We start from the raw sequence: 13946 nt of genomic DNA on the forward strand, positions 1-13946 counted from the left end.
AACTGTCTACTTGTTGTTTTATTGTCTGAATCTATTATATCATAATTGCATAGTTTTTTAAAGTTTTTTCGCACTTTTTCGTTTGTTTTGCACAATTTTATAAAATGATTCAGATGAAAAAACGCATGTTTTGTTCTGTTCTTTCATATCCTAGTTACTGAGAAATTATTTTTCAGGAACAGTATTCTTATGTGTGGTATTTCAGGTTTTTTTGATGCCTCCGCCGACTTTACGGCAAAGCGGCATCTTTATGAACAGATCTTACAGGATATGAAACAGGCACTCACCCCACGCGGCCCGGATGATTCCGGTGTTTTTCTCACACAGGACTGCGGACTTGCCCACACCAGATTATCAATCATCGATCCGGCGGGCGGGCATCAGCCCATGACGCGGACAATAAAGGACGCGTGCTGTCACATCGTATACAACGGGGAGATCTACAACACCGATGTATTAAAGCGCAGGCTTCTCTCACACGGCTGCGTCCCGAAGACCACGTCCGATACTGAGGTGATCCTGTTATCCTATCTGACATTCGGTGCCGATTTCATCCGGGATGTGGACGGGATCTTCTCACTCGCGATCTACGATGAGAGACACCATTCCCTCACCCTCTTTCGTGACCCGTTCGGTGTCAAGCCATTATTTTACACAATCCAAAACGGAACCTTTCTGTTTTCCTCCGAACCCAAAGGCCTGTTCTGCTTTCCCGGCGTAAAAGCCGTCTTAAAACGGGACGGACTCAATGAGCTTTTAGGGCTCGGCCCCGCGCGCAGCCCCGGACACGGGATCTTTTCCGGCTTTTTTGAACTTCCCGCCGGTACACGTCTCTGCGTGACAAAAGCCGGCATCCGAAGCTCCTCTTATTTTTCTTTAAAAAGCCATCCGCACGAAGATTCCTATGAGGAAACGATTGAAAGGACACGTTTTCTTGTCACTGACGCGATCAGACGCCAGATGGTGTCCGATGTCCCGGTCTGCACCTTTTTATCCGGCGGCGTCGATTCCAGCCTGGTATCCGCCGTCTGCGCCGCCGAGACAAAGAAAAAGGGGCATACCCTTGCCACCTACTCGTTTGATTTCACCGACAATCACCGTTATTTTCAGGCAAACCGTTTCCAGCCCTCGGAGGATCGCCCCTATGTGGAAAAGATGGCCGCTTTTCTGGGCAGCGAACACCACTTTTTAGAATGCACCAACCAGATACAGGCTGACTATCTGAAAAAATCCGTGGATGCCCATGACTTTCCGTGTATGGCGGATATTGACGCCTCTCTGCTGTATTTCTGCGAGCAGGTTTCGGCACACCACAAGGTGGTTCTGACCGGCGAGTGCGCGGATGAGGTGTTCGGCGGTTATCCGTGGTTTCACCGGGAAGAATTCCTCTCCTGCGGTACATTTCCATGGACACCTTCTTTGGCTCCGCGCATGCAGCTGTTAGATCCGGAGCTGCTTCGCACATTGGATATGGAAGCTTATGTAAAACAGGTTTATGACGATGCCATTACCCATGTGGATATTCTGCCGGGCGAAAATGAAACCGAGGCAAACCGGCGGCGCATCGGTTATCTCAACATCCGGTTTTTCATGCAGACGCTGTTAAACCGCATGGACCGCACCAGTATGTCCTGCGGTCTGGAGGCGCGCGTCCCGTTTGCCGACCGCACTCTGGTCGATTATGTTTTTAATATTCCGTGGGAAATGAAAGCAAAGGACGGTGTCGTAAAAAATATCCTGCGCCAGTCCGCAAGGGGACTTCTGCCCGACGAGATCCTGTTCCGCAAAAAAAGCCCATATCCCAAGACCTATGATCCCGGATATGAAGCGCTCTTAACAGACCGCTTAAAAGACGCGCTCTCAGATCCTGCCTCGCCCCTGCTTCCGCTGTTAAATCAGGAAGCGCTCCGGCTCTTTTTAGAGCATCCGAAAGATTACGGCGCACCCTGGTACGGGCAGCTTATGGCAGGCCCGCAGATGATCGCGTATCTGCTCCAGCTTGAATATTTTCTCCGCAAATACCATGTTTCGATAGAGCTTTAATCTCTTATTCGGAATCGTCGTTTCTGTGCTGTTCTCCCCAGGTACACATGGAGACCAGGATCGGGATCAGCGATTTTCCTCTTTCTGATAAACTGTACTCGACTTTTGGTGGAATCTGAGGATACTCATTTCTGATAATGAGTGAATCGGATTCCATCTCTTTTAATGTGTTGCTCAAAGTTTTATGCGAAATATTTCCCAGACAGCGCTTCAGTTCATTGTAGCGCATGACAGGCTTGCGCCCGGCAAGCCAGTAGATGATGATCAGTTTATATTTTCCGTTGATCAAAGATAGGGTATAGCCAAAATTGGTGTCACAGAGATCCTCTCCCGTATGGCAGCATTCTTTTGTTATCGTCTGCTTCGTCATTTCCATTCCTTTCCACGCTTTCCCAAAGGTAAGTATATAACCTTAATGTGCGTACTTTCTTTTTATTTTATCATAATTTATATTAGAAAAAACGGCAATCCTAAATGGGGGAATAAAAAAAGGAGACTACTATGAACCAGAATGTAAAAACAAATGAAGTATTCGCATTAAAAGACCTGATTTCCTACGAAGAGGGAAGCATTGCCAACATGGACGTGGCAAGCAACGACAGCATGAAATATGTCTTAATGGCCTTTGATGAAGGCACAGGGCTCGCACCGCACCGCGCACCGGGAAACGCGATCGTCTTCGCGCTGGAAGGAAAAGCAATGATCGGATATGAAGGCAAAGATTACGAGCTCTCTGCCGGTGAGTGCTTCCGCTTTGAAAAAAACGGACTTCACAGCGTAACCGCAAACAGCAGATTTAAAATGGCACTTTTACTGATCCTCGAATAAACTTCTGCTCTGACCAAAAAAGATCTCCGAATCGCAGTCTTCGCATTCGGAGATCTTTTTTTCATGCGGCTTAAAACTTACCGGAGGAGAAACGCGGACAGATGCGCGCTAACGCAAAAGCACCGGCTGTAACTGTCTGCCCGCGCATGCCGCCTCGATCGTATCCGGGATCCGCCCCACGTCCGAAATCAGGGAGTTTGGCTTCTTTGCCGGGTCATCCTGGCCAAACGGTACAAAGTAAATGTGCTTTACATTATATAACGCCCCGATATTCTTAAAATTCATTCCCATCGCGTCATTGGTGGAGAGTGCGACCACAAGCGGCCTTTCGTTGCGCAGATGGGCTTTCGCCGCCATGAGCACCGGGGTATCGGTGATCCCAAGCGACAGCTTCGCGAGTGTGTTTCCGGTGCAGGGAACGATGATTAAGACGTCAAACAGCTTTTTCGGCCCTGCCGGCTCCGCCTCCGGAATCGTGAAAATCCCGTGTTCCCCGGTGATCTTTTGTACTTCTGCCACAAAATCCGCCGATTTTCCAAAGCGGGTATCGAGCTTTGCCGCATTTTCCGAAAATACCGGGATCACACGCCAGCCATGCGCTTTTAAATCCCGCAGTGTTTCTTTTATCTTCTCATGTGTGCAAAAAGATCCTGTAATGGCAACACCCACAGTCTTTTTATTTTCTGTTTCCATTCCCTATTCCCCTTTTTTTCTCACATCCATCTCTTTTTCGATCACATCCGCCAGTATCTTCGCCGCTGCCTTCGGCGCGTAACGTGCCGGAAGTCCCGGACACCGTTTCGCGCAGATCCCATATGCTTTGCAGATTTCCAGATTCACACCGCCGTTCCCGGACGCGAGATCCAATATACAGACCTCTTTTTTGCATCGTGAAAGCATCTGTCCCGTAAAAAGCGGCTGTGGCACTGTGTTTACGATCAGTTCATAGGCTCCGGGATCCGCATGCGGCCTCCATGTGGCACCTGCTGCTTCCACTGCCTGCCTTTTTTGGTCTTCCTTTTCAAATACATCCACGTCCGCCTGACACGCCGCCAGCCGCTCGGCGATCCGGCTTCCGCATCTCCCGAACCCACACACCAGACAGCGGCTTCCACAGAGATTTTCCTTCATGGCGCAGATCGCCTCCGCAAGGATCCCTTCCGCGACGGACACCGCGTTTTTTTCCGCCACCCCGTCCGCTTTCATGTAATCCACGACCGTGATCTTTTTTTCTTTCGCCTGACACGCCACACTCTGCCCGAAATTTGCGCCGAAAACAATCTGCCCCGGCACAAGCTCCTCTTTGATCTTTCCAAAAAAAGTCTCTGTCTCCGGCAGCGGCAGCAAAATGGCATCAAAAAAACCGGCAGAAGACTCCTCCGCGTTTTTTGCGACATGCCCTCTGTTTTCGAGAATTTCTTTTAAACAGCGCTGTCTCTCATCTTTTCCATAGACAAGGAAACGAAATTGTTTCATCTTTCCATCCTCCTGCCTATATCTTATGCGGATTTCTTCTGCCGGTTCCTGATTTTTCTTTTACTGAATGCCCTTTACTTCATATCCCGCATCGGTCACTGCTTTCTTTAAGACCTCTGCTGTTACGGATTCTTCTGCCTTTACGACCGCGTTTTTATTTTCCAGGCTTACGGAGACTTCCTTTACCCCATCAATGCCTGCAAGTGCCTTTTCTACGGTTCCTGTGCAGTGTGAGCACATCATTCCTTCAATACTGATCGTTGTTTCTTTCATTCCTTTTTCTTCCTTTCTTATGATCTCTTTTTCTACCGGTTCCGGTTCTGTTTTCGCTTCTGCTTTCCCGGAGAGCTTTACGCCCTTTAAGCGGAGCGCGTTGCTGACCACGCAGATACTGCTTAAGCTCATTGCCGCCGCCCCGAACATCGGATTTAATTTTATGCCAAACGCCGGATAAAGCACGCCTGCCGCAAGCGGGATCCCGATGCTGTTGTAAAAGAATGCCCAGAACAGGTTCTGCTTGATATTGCGGATGACCGCCTTGCTTAAACGGATCGCGCGCACGACATCAAACAGATCGTTTTTCATAAGCACCACATCCGCGCTCTCGATCGCCACATCCGTTCCCGCGCCGATCGCGATACCGACATCGGCACGCGCAAGCGCCGGCGCATCGTTGATGCCATCGCCGACCATGGCAACCGTGTGTCCGCCTTCTTTGAACTGTGCAACCTTCTCTTCTTTCTGTGCCGGAAGCACACCTGCAATGACTTCATCCACGCCGACTTCTTTCTGGATCGCGCGCGCAGTCACTTCGTTATCCCCGGTCAGCATGATCGTTCGAATGCCAGCCTCACGCAGCGCTCCGATCGCATCCCGGCTGGTCGCTTTGACCACATCCGCAACGGCAAGGATACCGATCAGCGTCTTTTCCTTCGCAAATAAGAGCGGTGTCTTTCCCTCGCCCGCGAATGCTTCGATCCTTGCTTTGTGATCTGCCTTAAGCGGGATCCCGTTTTCTTCCATCATCTTTTCGTTTCCGGCGAAATACAGGGTTCCACCCACTTTTCCCCGGACGCCCTTTCCAAAGACTGCCTCAAACTGTTCTACCGGCTGCACGGTGATCTCATTTTCTTCACAGTATTTTACCACAGCCTCCGCAAGCGGATGTTCGCTGCCCTTTTCCAGGCTTCCCGCCACCGCGAGCAGTTCCCGCTCTGGCACTTCTCCAAAGAGCGCCACGTCCGTGACGACCGGTCTTCCCTCCGTGATCGTTCCGGTCTTATCCAGCACTACCGTATCTACGAGATGCGCCGTCTCAAGCGCCTCCCCGGATTTGATCAGAATGCCGTTCTCCGCGCCTTTTCCGGTTCCGACCATGATAGCCACCGGTGTCGCAAGTCCGAGCGCGCACGGGCAGGAAATAACAAGTACCGCGATCGCGCTGGAAAGCGCCGCCTCCACGCCGGTTCCGCAGAGCAGCCAGATGATCGCTGTCACGACCGCGATCGAAATGACCACTGGGACAAAGATTCCCGCGATCTTATCCGCCAGTCTCGCGATCGGCGCCTTACTGGAAGATGCCTCCTCGACCAGCCGGATGATCTGTTCGATCGTAGTGTCCTCTCCGACTTTGGTTGCCCGCGCCCGGATAAATCCGGATTTGTTGATCGATGCGGAGACCAGCTTATCCCCTGCCTTTTTGGATACCGGCATACTCTCTCCGGTGATCGCGGATTCATCGAATGAGGATTCTCCCTCGATCACAACGCCGTCTACGGCAACCGCCTCGCCGGGCTTAATGAGAAAAATGTCACCGAGTACGACATCCGCTGCCGGGATCACGGTTTCTTTTTCATCCCGCACGACTGTCACGGTCTTTGGCGCCAGATTCATGAGCTTTGTGATCGCCTCGCTGGTCTTTCCCTTGGATTTGGTCTCCAGATATTTTCCGACCGTGATCAGCGTCAGGATCGTTCCCGCCGATTCAAAATACAGATCATGACGGTACTGCATGACTACCATCATATCTCCGTGTCCGAGTCCGTAGCCGATCCGGTAAATTGCGAACACCCCGTAAACGATCGCCGCCGTTGCGCCGAGCGCCACCAGCGTATCCATATTCGGCGCCTTTTTCGCCAGTGTCTTAAATCCGTTCTTAAAATATTTCTGGTTTGCGATCAATATCGGCACCAGAAGCAGGATCTGGGTAAACGCATAAGTGATCGCGTTCTCATCCCCGTAGAGGTACTTCTGCTCAAATACCGGTCCCGCGATGCCGAGCGCTTCGTAAAGCATATGCCCCATGGAAACATACATTAACGGGATCCAAAATATAATGGATATGATCAGCCGTCTTTTCATCGCAAGCACCGGATCTTTCTTAACTCCGGTCTCTTTTTCTGCATTTCCTTTCGCCGCACCGTGCTCCTGCTTGACCGCTGCGCCGTATCCTGCGTCTTCCACCGCTTTTATGATCATGCCGGTGTCTGTGGTCTTCTCATCAAACTCCACCTGCATGCTGTTGGTGAGCAGGTTGACACTTACTTTTGTCACGCCGTCTACCTTGCTGACACTCTTCTCCACATGGGAGGAGCATGCCGAACAGGACATTCCCGTAACATCAAAATTTTCCTTCATAATCTCCTCTTTTGCTCCTTTCTTCCCTTATTTCATCAGTTTTTTCAACAATTCGCACAATTCATCCACTGCCTCTTCATTTCCTTCTTTAATATCCTCCGAAACACAGGTTTTTATGTGTCTCGCCAGCAGTTCCTTGTTAAAACTGTTTAACGCCGCCTGCACCGCAGACACCTGCGTTAAAATATCCACACAGTAACGGTCGTCATCCACCATCGCGCGGATACCGCGAACCTGTCCCTCGATTTTATTTAAGCGGGTCATCAGGCTCTTTTTTTCCTGCATCTCCCGATGTTTGTGCTTTACCGCATCATCGTCGCTGCCGCAGCAGTGTTCACATGCCATATCACATCCCCCTTTCATATACCCCCACGGGGTATGCATTATATATAAAACAATCCGGGCACTTTGTCAAGTACCCGGATCCTTTTTTACAATTTTTATCATTTACCACAATCAACCGGAAGCACCGGACTGTCCACACCGAACGCCTGCGAAAAGATATGAAGCCCGTCTTTTTCCTGTAAAAAAAACATCGTTCCATATTGGTTCCCGCTTTCCGGATCTTTCGCAAGAAAGCGCTCTTTCCCGGTAGTCAGATCATGCGCGTAAACGCCGCTTTTTTTCTGCAGATATACGATGTTTCCGCTGATCGAGAAACCGGCGATCTGCTCCCCTTTTCCTGCTTCATAGAGCAGTTCGCACCGCTTGTCTGCCGGATCGTATCTGTAATAGCAGTCCCTCACCTTAAAATCGATGGACGGATTTTTCTGATACCCCCATCCCCCTCTTGCATACTGGGACAGGAAATAAAAACAATCGCCTGAGACACCGGTAAGTTCCGGTGAAGTACCGCCCTTTCCGCCGCTGATCTCCAAAATCTCCGGCGCATATTTTTCCAGACAGACCATCTCTCCATCCATTCTGACGTAGGTATTGTACGGCAGACAGGAGTACACAAAGCCGGACGTTTCCTCCTCCACACAGACGAGCTGCGGTGTCTCCTGCGCAAGCGTGAGATCTGTCGTCAGCAGATAATCCCCGTACCGGTAGGCCGCGTAATGCTCATTTTCTTCCTCCGGCTCCTGCGTTTTTACCCATTCGGTCAGATCTTCCACAGTGCCGTCATCCTCACAGACGAAAAGCGCATAGGCATACGTCTCTTCCTTATTGTTTTTATAATCTTTCCGGCGCGCATTGACAAAGATCTCGTCTCCGTGCGCTTTCATTCCGGTCACATAATAATCCTGTGACAGTTCTTCTGTCTTTTCCTCTTTGAAGCGGTAAGCATACAGACTTCCGCCATACTCTGTGGTATAAAAAAGCAATTCGCTTTCCGTACACGCCATAAAAGCAAGATCGTCTGCGTGAGTAAGCGTCTCTCCCGTGTCCGCGTCACGGATCGCATCGTTTTCATACACATAGGTACTGCTGCCGTTTTCACACAGATAGGTACTTCCGCTGACACTTCCATCCACGGAAAGCACCTCGCAGTTGGTCACATTTTTTGAACCGCACCCACTGACTGTAACTGCCGCCATCCCACAGATGAACAGCATGCCAATATTATTTTTTCTTCTCATAGATTCCCCTGCGCATTTTTATGCAAATGCTGCCAAAATTTCCCGTGTGATCTCTTCCGCGCTCTTCTGATCTGTCGCAACGACCACATCCGCCACCGCAAGGTAACGATCTTTTCGTTTTTCCATCAGCTCACGGATATAGTCCACATTCATGTTACCGTTTAAGATCGGACGGTCTGTGCTGTCCTTCACACGCTCATAGATCGTCTCCGGTGTCGCGGTGAGCAGTACGATCTTTCCGCACTGTTTCATCAGTGCCGCGTTTTCATCACGCATGACCGCTCCGCCGCCACAGGAAATGATGATCCCCTTTTTTTCCGTCAGATCTTTTAACAGCGCGGTCTCCGCGTCACGGAAATATGTCTCTCCTTTTTCCGCAAAAATATCGGAGATTGCCATCCCCTCACGCTCCACAATGAGCGCGTCCATCTCTGCGCGCGGGATATGGAGCTGACGCTCTAACTCTGCCGCAACCGTGCTTTTTCCGGCGCCCATAAAGCCGATCAAAAATATATTTTCTTCCAGTTTTTTCATAATCCTCTCCTACTATGCCATATTTTCATGCAAAAGTGTCAGTACCTGCCGCAGCTCCTTCGCATCCATCTGCCCAGGCGCGGATGCCTTTCCCGCGGTTCCAAAGGTCAGTGCCGAGCCAAAAGCCTCTCCGCTGATACGGCTTATCAATCCCGTCCCCGCCATGGACATGGTGATGATGGGGCCGCTTATCTCTTCCTTGGCTTTCACAGTCGCCAAAAGCAACGTCAATACATCCGCTTTCTTTTCCGGCATCACCGCGATCTTCGGGATATCCGCTCCAAGCGCTTTCATACGAAGCAGCCGCTCTGTGATGACTTCCTGCTCCGGCGTCTTCTTAAAATCATGGTTGGACGCAATGACTTTCACACCCGCCGCATGCGCACACACGACCAGCTCTTTTAACGTATCCTCTCCGGTGAAAAGCTCTGCATCGATCAGATCAACCAGGCCACTTTCCGCCGCCCTCTGATTTAAACGGACATACGCCTCCTTATCAAGCGCGCGCTCGCCGCCCTCGCCTTTCGTCCGGAACGTAAATAAAAGCGGGATCTCACCCAGTATCTTCCGCAGTTCTTTTAAGACCGCGCACACCTTATCTTCATCTTCCACATCTAAAAACCAGTCCGCGCGCCACTCCACGACATCCGGTTTTACCGCCTCTGCCGCTTCTGCCGCAGCTTTGATCTCCGCCTCCGTCGTTCCGACGACCGGAACACAGATCTTTGGTATGCCCGCTCCGATCTTTACTCCGCGGACTTCTATATAATCTGCCATTTCTTTTCCTCTCGCGTTTAGCTGAAATATAACTCTTTGACCTCTTTGACCGGCATATCGCATCCGGTATAGAGCTTAAATGCCGCAACGCCCTGCCACAGAAGCATTCCTTTTCCTCCGATACAGGTGCATCCCGCCTCTTTTGCCTCTCTTAACAGTCTGGTCTCTTCCGGATTGTATACCGCATCCGCAACGACCAGTCCCGGGCGGAACGCCGTAAGATCCTTGACCACGCTCTCATTTTCCATCGGTTTCATGCCGACGATCGTCGCATTGGCAAATATATCACTGCTCTTAATTTCCTCGGTCATCTTTGCGACATCCGCGATGTCATAGACATTGACCACGATGCCCGGCACCTCTTTTTTGATCTTTTCCGCCGTCTCTAATGTTCTTTCAAAAAATTTGTCCTTGATGTTAAAGATCGTGATCTCTCTTGCGCCATCTAGGGCACACTGCACCTGGATCGCGGTCGCAGCTCCGCCGCCGCCGGCTACTGTGATCTTTTTCCCTTTGATGTCAATGCCATGATCCTTTAAATTGTTGACAAAGCCTTCTCCGTCCGTGATGTAACCGGTCAGCTTTCCATCATCGTTTACGATCGTATTGACTGCACCGATGATGCGTGCCGCAGGTGACAGTTCATCCATGTGTTTTGCTGCCTCTGTCTTGCATGGCATCGTCACATTCATCCCGCGCATCTTAAAAAGCTTCATTGAGGAAAGCGCGTCCGCCACTTCATTTTCTTTAATATCAAATGCCACATAGGCATAGTCCAGTCCGAGTTTCTCAAAGCTGTAATTGTACATTGCCGGTGAGCCGGAATGTCCGACTGGTGAACCGATCAACGCCAAAAGTCCTGTATGTCCTGAAATTCTTTTTTCCATTCCAATGTCCTCCATCTTCTTTATCCTGTCTTCTATCATAACTTTCCTTGGTCAGAATGACAAGTCCCCGTCTTCCCGGATCTTTTTTATCTGCTCCGCCATCTTCTCGTCCAGATCGTCTAAAAGATAGGTTTTCGTTTTTTCCTGAACCTGCGCTGCCTTATGGTTTACATAATTCTCATTCATGCGTTTTTTCGCGTCCGCGATCTCCGCTTCCAGTTCCCGCGATGAGATCAGCGCGCAGCCGGCTCCCCGTATGATGATCTGTTCCAGTCCATCCGAGGTTGCCACCGTAACGCAGTATCTGCGGCCGTTTTCATGCGCAAACTTCTCGATGAACTGATCCGCTGTCTCCGCCTCTTTCGTAAACACCACATGGATGTTGTGGTAGTCCGAGATCTCGGTCGGATGTCCCGCAACCCGGTAGGCATCAAAGACCACGATCAGCTCGCAGCCGCGGATGCCCTGATAATCACAGAGGATATCTAAAAGCTTTCCCCGCGCCCCGTCGAGATTTACCTTTGCAAGTTCATTTAACTCGTCCCAGGCAAAGATCACATTATAACCATCAACCAGCAGGTATTCCTTTTCCTGTACTTTTTTCGCGGCACTGCGCACCACCGGATCCGCATAGACCGGTCTGGTTTTGGGTCTACTCCATTTTCTGGTACTGCCGCTTTCTTTTTTATTCGCGTGATAGGTACGGTCCAATATCGCGTCAATCTCCTCCGGATCCAGCCATTCTTCCTCCGCATAGGCCGCCTGTTCCCTGCCCGCGCTTCCATCAAAAGACGGTTCCAAAGAGTGGTTTTCCTCTGCCTGGTTTTCGATATGCATGTAATTTTTTACTTCCTGCCAGGGAACGATAAATCCTGCTCCATGCGCGCAGAATACGGATCCCGTCGGATTTAGCAGATCCGCCTCCGGATCATAGCCGATCTGCCCGATCACTTCCTCGGCATTATGGCAGGGGCGATACCCCGCCAGGGTAAGCGATAATCTTCCGCGTCCTCTGGTGTATGCGGTTACATCCTTTGCGTAATCCTGCATAGTCGCTACCGGCGCGCTGCCGCTTAAATACGCTTTCCCGTCTTTTGTTTCCGGCGGCTGCATCGTGCCGTACCTGCGGTCAATGTCCGTCATCGCCCGCCCGATCAGCTCTTCCGGGATTTCCAGCCTAAAATCATACCATGGCTCCAAGAGCACGCTTTTTGCCTGCATGAGCCCCTGCCTGAGCGCCCGGTAGGTCGCCTGCCTGAAGTCTCCGCCCTCGGTGTGCTTCACATGCGCGCGTCCCGCGACCAGCGTGATCTTCATATCCGTGATCGCGGATCCGGTCAGAACTCCCACATGTTCTTTTTCCTTTAAGTGTGTCAGGACTAACCGCTGCCAGTTCTTTGCCAGCATATCTTCACTGCATTCTGTAAAAAACGAAAGGCCGCTGCCCTCTTCTCCCGGCTCCAGGCGCAGATGCACCTCCGCGTAATGGCGTAACGGCTCAAAATGTCCCACACCCTCCACGGTATCCGCGATCGTCTCACGGTACACGATATGTCCGGTGCCAAAATCGACCGACACCCCAAAGCGTTCCTCGATCCTCGTTTTTAAGACCTCGATCTGCACCTCCCCCATAACTTTTATGAGGATGTCCTTTGTCTTTTCATTCCATCCCACATGTAACTCCGGTTCTTCCTCCTCGATCAGCCGCAGTTTTTTCAGCATGACCGCCGCGTCCACTTCCTCCGGCAGGATCAGCCGGTACGTCAGCACCGGCTCTAAGACCGGCACGATCTTTCCTTTTTGTGTTCCAAGTCCCATTCCCGGCACGGTTTTTGTGAGTCCGGTCACTGCACAGACCATTCCAGCCTTGGCCTCATCCACCGTCTCGTACCGGTCGCCGGAATAAATACGGATCTGATCTGCCTTTTCCTCAAGTTCCGGGAACACAGTCTTCACCGGAAGGCTTCCTCCGGTCACTTTTAAAAACGTAAGCCGTTTTCCCGTCTCGTCCCGCATGATCTTAAAAACGCGTGCGCCAAAGTCCTCCGGGGACTCCGGCACACACGCGTATTTTCTTATGCCATCCAAAAACTCCTGCACGCCCTCTAACTTCAAGGCGGAACCAAAGAAACACGGAAATACCTTCCGCCGCGCGATCATCGCGCAGATCTTCTCCTCGGATACCCGGTTCTCCGCTAAAAATTCATCCAGCGCAGTTTCCTCGCACATCGCGATATTTTCAAAAAAAGCTTCACTCTGATCGTCCGTAAAGTCCACACAGCCATCCCCAAAGCAGTCCTTTAGTTCCTCCATGCGCGCTTCACGATCCGTTCCCGGCTGATCCATTTTATTGATAAACAAAAAGACCGGGATCCGGTATTTTTGCAGCAGACGAAAGAGTGTCTGCGTATGCCCCTGTACTCCGTCCGCGCCGCTTATCACAAGAATGGCATAATCGAGCACCTGAAGCGTGCGCTCCATTTCCGCGGAAAAATCCACATGCCCCGGTGTATCCAAAAGCGTGATACTGAGATCTTCCATCTTTAAGAGCGCCTGTTTGGAAAAGATCGTGATCCCGCGCTTTTTTTCCAGCGCATAGGTATCCAAAAAGGCATCTCCGTTATCTACTCTTCCCACTTTGCGGATGCTCCCGCCCGTATAGAGCATCCCCTCTGACAGCGTTGTTTTCCCGGCATCTACATGTGCCAGTATTCCTACGACCAAACGTTTCATCTGTTTCCTTCCTGCTCACACAGCTTTTGTATTGCTATTTATCAACGGTCGTTCCAGTGATGGATCAGGCTTAAGATCCCATGATAGATACTACGCACCAGCGCAAATATGAAAAACATCACAAAAAATCCGACCACACCAAACACGATATCCGCGAATTCCATATTTCCGGTATTCGTGACCTTCTGCCCGATCTCGATCGCGAATGTGATCACCAGTATCACCGTAAATACATAGATCCATGCGATCACCATGACATGCCCGGTTCTTGCCAGCCACTTAAACAGCGGGTATACAATAAAGATCAGTAACATGCCGATCGCGCCGATCACCAGAAAATGAAGCTGCTTATCTGAAAAATCATATTCATATTTATCATTCAGCCCCATGATATAATTATGTATCTTCGCGACATATTCAATCATCGCGTATAAAAACTTTTTCAAAC

13 protein-coding genes are annotated in these 13946 nt (G+C 50.6%); 2 read left to right on the plus strand and 11 right to left on the minus strand.

Features of this window, described 5'->3' with window-relative positions; translation table 11 throughout:
* The first annotated feature begins 189 nt into the window (after positions 1 to 189).
* Complete coding sequence (asnB, locus tag H8Z76_RS01650) at positions 190 to 2043, plus strand: asparagine synthase (glutamine-hydrolyzing) (protein WP_186981450.1); 1854 nt, start codon at positions 190 to 192, stop codon at positions 2041 to 2043.
* A gap of 4 nt (positions 2044 to 2047) precedes the next feature.
* On the opposite strand, the gene H8Z76_RS01655 is transcribed toward asnB, so the two are convergent.
* Positions 2048 to 2413, minus strand: a complete 366-nt coding sequence (locus H8Z76_RS01655) for a winged helix-turn-helix transcriptional regulator (RefSeq protein WP_186981575.1) — start codon at positions 2411 to 2413, stop codon at positions 2048 to 2050.
* Between the two features lie 131 nt (positions 2414 to 2544).
* Here H8Z76_RS01655 and H8Z76_RS01660 point away from each other — a divergent pair, with 131 nt between their 5' ends.
* A complete protein-coding gene (locus H8Z76_RS01660; RefSeq protein ID WP_186981451.1) occupies positions 2545 to 2871 on the plus strand; it encodes a cupin domain-containing protein in 327 nt (108 codons plus the stop codon).
* A 108-nt stretch (positions 2872 to 2979) separates the two neighbouring features.
* On the opposite strand, the gene H8Z76_RS01665 is transcribed toward H8Z76_RS01660, so the two are convergent.
* From H8Z76_RS01665 to H8Z76_RS01710, 10 genes are all read right to left on the minus strand, one after another.
* Positions 2980 to 3564: a dipicolinate synthase subunit B gene (locus tag H8Z76_RS01665; RefSeq protein WP_186981452.1), complete on the minus strand. Its 585-nt coding sequence runs from the start codon at positions 3562 to 3564 to the stop codon at positions 2980 to 2982.
* A gap of 3 nt (positions 3565 to 3567) precedes the next feature.
* Complete coding sequence (locus H8Z76_RS01670) at positions 3568 to 4347, minus strand: NAD(P)-dependent oxidoreductase (protein ID WP_186981453.1); 780 nt, start codon at positions 4345 to 4347, stop codon at positions 3568 to 3570.
* Between the two features lie 60 nt (positions 4348 to 4407).
* Positions 4408 to 6984, minus strand: coding sequence for a heavy metal translocating P-type ATPase (locus H8Z76_RS01675; RefSeq protein ID WP_186981454.1), 2577 nt, complete (start codon positions 6982 to 6984; stop codon positions 4408 to 4410).
* Positions 6985 to 7011: 27 nt separating this feature from the next.
* A complete protein-coding gene (locus H8Z76_RS01680; RefSeq protein ID WP_147617895.1) occupies positions 7012 to 7329 on the minus strand; it encodes a metal-sensing transcriptional repressor in 318 nt (105 codons plus the stop codon).
* A 98-nt stretch (positions 7330 to 7427) separates the two neighbouring features.
* Entirely contained in the window at positions 7428 to 8567 is a 1140-nt protein-coding gene (locus H8Z76_RS01685; protein ID WP_186981455.1) for a hypothetical protein, read from the minus strand.
* A gap of 18 nt (positions 8568 to 8585) precedes the next feature.
* Entirely contained in the window at positions 8586 to 9101 is a 516-nt protein-coding gene (locus H8Z76_RS01690) for a shikimate kinase (RefSeq protein ID WP_022515525.1), read from the minus strand.
* A 12-nt stretch (positions 9102 to 9113) separates the two neighbouring features.
* Positions 9114 to 9878, minus strand: coding sequence for a type I 3-dehydroquinate dehydratase (aroD, locus tag H8Z76_RS01695; RefSeq protein WP_186981456.1), 765 nt, complete (start codon positions 9876 to 9878; stop codon positions 9114 to 9116).
* A gap of 17 nt (positions 9879 to 9895) precedes the next feature.
* Positions 9896 to 10765, minus strand: coding sequence for a shikimate dehydrogenase (gene aroE / locus H8Z76_RS01700; RefSeq protein WP_186981457.1), 870 nt, complete (start codon positions 10763 to 10765; stop codon positions 9896 to 9898).
* Between the two features lie 51 nt (positions 10766 to 10816).
* Positions 10817 to 13498, minus strand: a complete 2682-nt coding sequence (locus tag H8Z76_RS01705; protein WP_186981458.1) for a translation factor GTPase family protein — start codon at positions 13496 to 13498, stop codon at positions 10817 to 10819.
* Between the two features lie 41 nt (positions 13499 to 13539).
* A complete protein-coding gene (locus H8Z76_RS01710) occupies positions 13540 to 13944 on the minus strand; it encodes a hypothetical protein (RefSeq protein ID WP_147617891.1) in 405 nt (134 codons plus the stop codon).
* Positions 13945 to 13946 lie beyond the last annotated feature (2 nt).

Source organism: Roseburia yibonii, from assembly GCF_014297335.1.
In the GTDB taxonomy this organism is placed as follows: domain Bacteria; phylum Bacillota; class Clostridia; order Lachnospirales; family Lachnospiraceae; genus Roseburia_D; species Roseburia_D yibonii.

What these genes read in the sequence shown, in the direction of transcription:
- asnB (WP_186981450.1), top strand. Translation starts at nt 190, where the DNA reads ATGTGTGGTATTTCAGGTTTTTTTGATGCCTCCGCCGACTTTACGGCA.
- H8Z76_RS01705 (WP_186981458.1), bottom strand. Translation starts at nt 13,498, where the DNA reads ATGAAACGTTTGGTCGTAGGAATACTGGCACATGTAGATGCCGGGAAA.
- H8Z76_RS01690 (WP_022515525.1), bottom strand. Translation starts at nt 9,101, where the DNA reads ATGAAAAAACTGGAAGAAAATATATTTTTGATCGGCTTTATGGGCGCC.
- H8Z76_RS01680 (WP_147617895.1), bottom strand. Translation starts at nt 7,329, where the DNA reads ATGGCATGTGAACACTGCTGCGGCAGCGACGATGATGCGGTAAAGCAC.
- H8Z76_RS01665 (WP_186981452.1), bottom strand. Translation starts at nt 3,564, where the DNA reads ATGGAAACAGAAAATAAAAAGACTGTGGGTGTTGCCATTACAGGATCT.
- H8Z76_RS01655 (WP_186981575.1), bottom strand. Translation starts at nt 2,413, where the DNA reads ATGACGAAGCAGACGATAACAAAAGAATGCTGCCATACGGGAGAGGAT.
- H8Z76_RS01675 (WP_186981454.1), bottom strand. Translation starts at nt 6,984, where the DNA reads ATGAAGGAAAATTTTGATGTTACGGGAATGTCCTGTTCGGCATGCTCC.
- H8Z76_RS01685 (WP_186981455.1), bottom strand. Translation starts at nt 8,567, where the DNA reads ATGAGAAGAAAAAATAATATTGGCATGCTGTTCATCTGTGGGATGGCG.
- H8Z76_RS01670 (WP_186981453.1), bottom strand. Translation starts at nt 4,347, where the DNA reads ATGAAACAATTTCGTTTCCTTGTCTATGGAAAAGATGAGAGACAGCGC.
- aroE (WP_186981457.1), bottom strand. Translation starts at nt 10,765, where the DNA reads ATGGAAAAAAGAATTTCAGGACATACAGGACTTTTGGCGTTGATCGGT.
- aroD (WP_186981456.1), bottom strand. Translation starts at nt 9,878, where the DNA reads ATGGCAGATTATATAGAAGTCCGCGGAGTAAAGATCGGAGCGGGCATA.
- H8Z76_RS01660 (WP_186981451.1), top strand. Translation starts at nt 2,545, where the DNA reads ATGAACCAGAATGTAAAAACAAATGAAGTATTCGCATTAAAAGACCTG.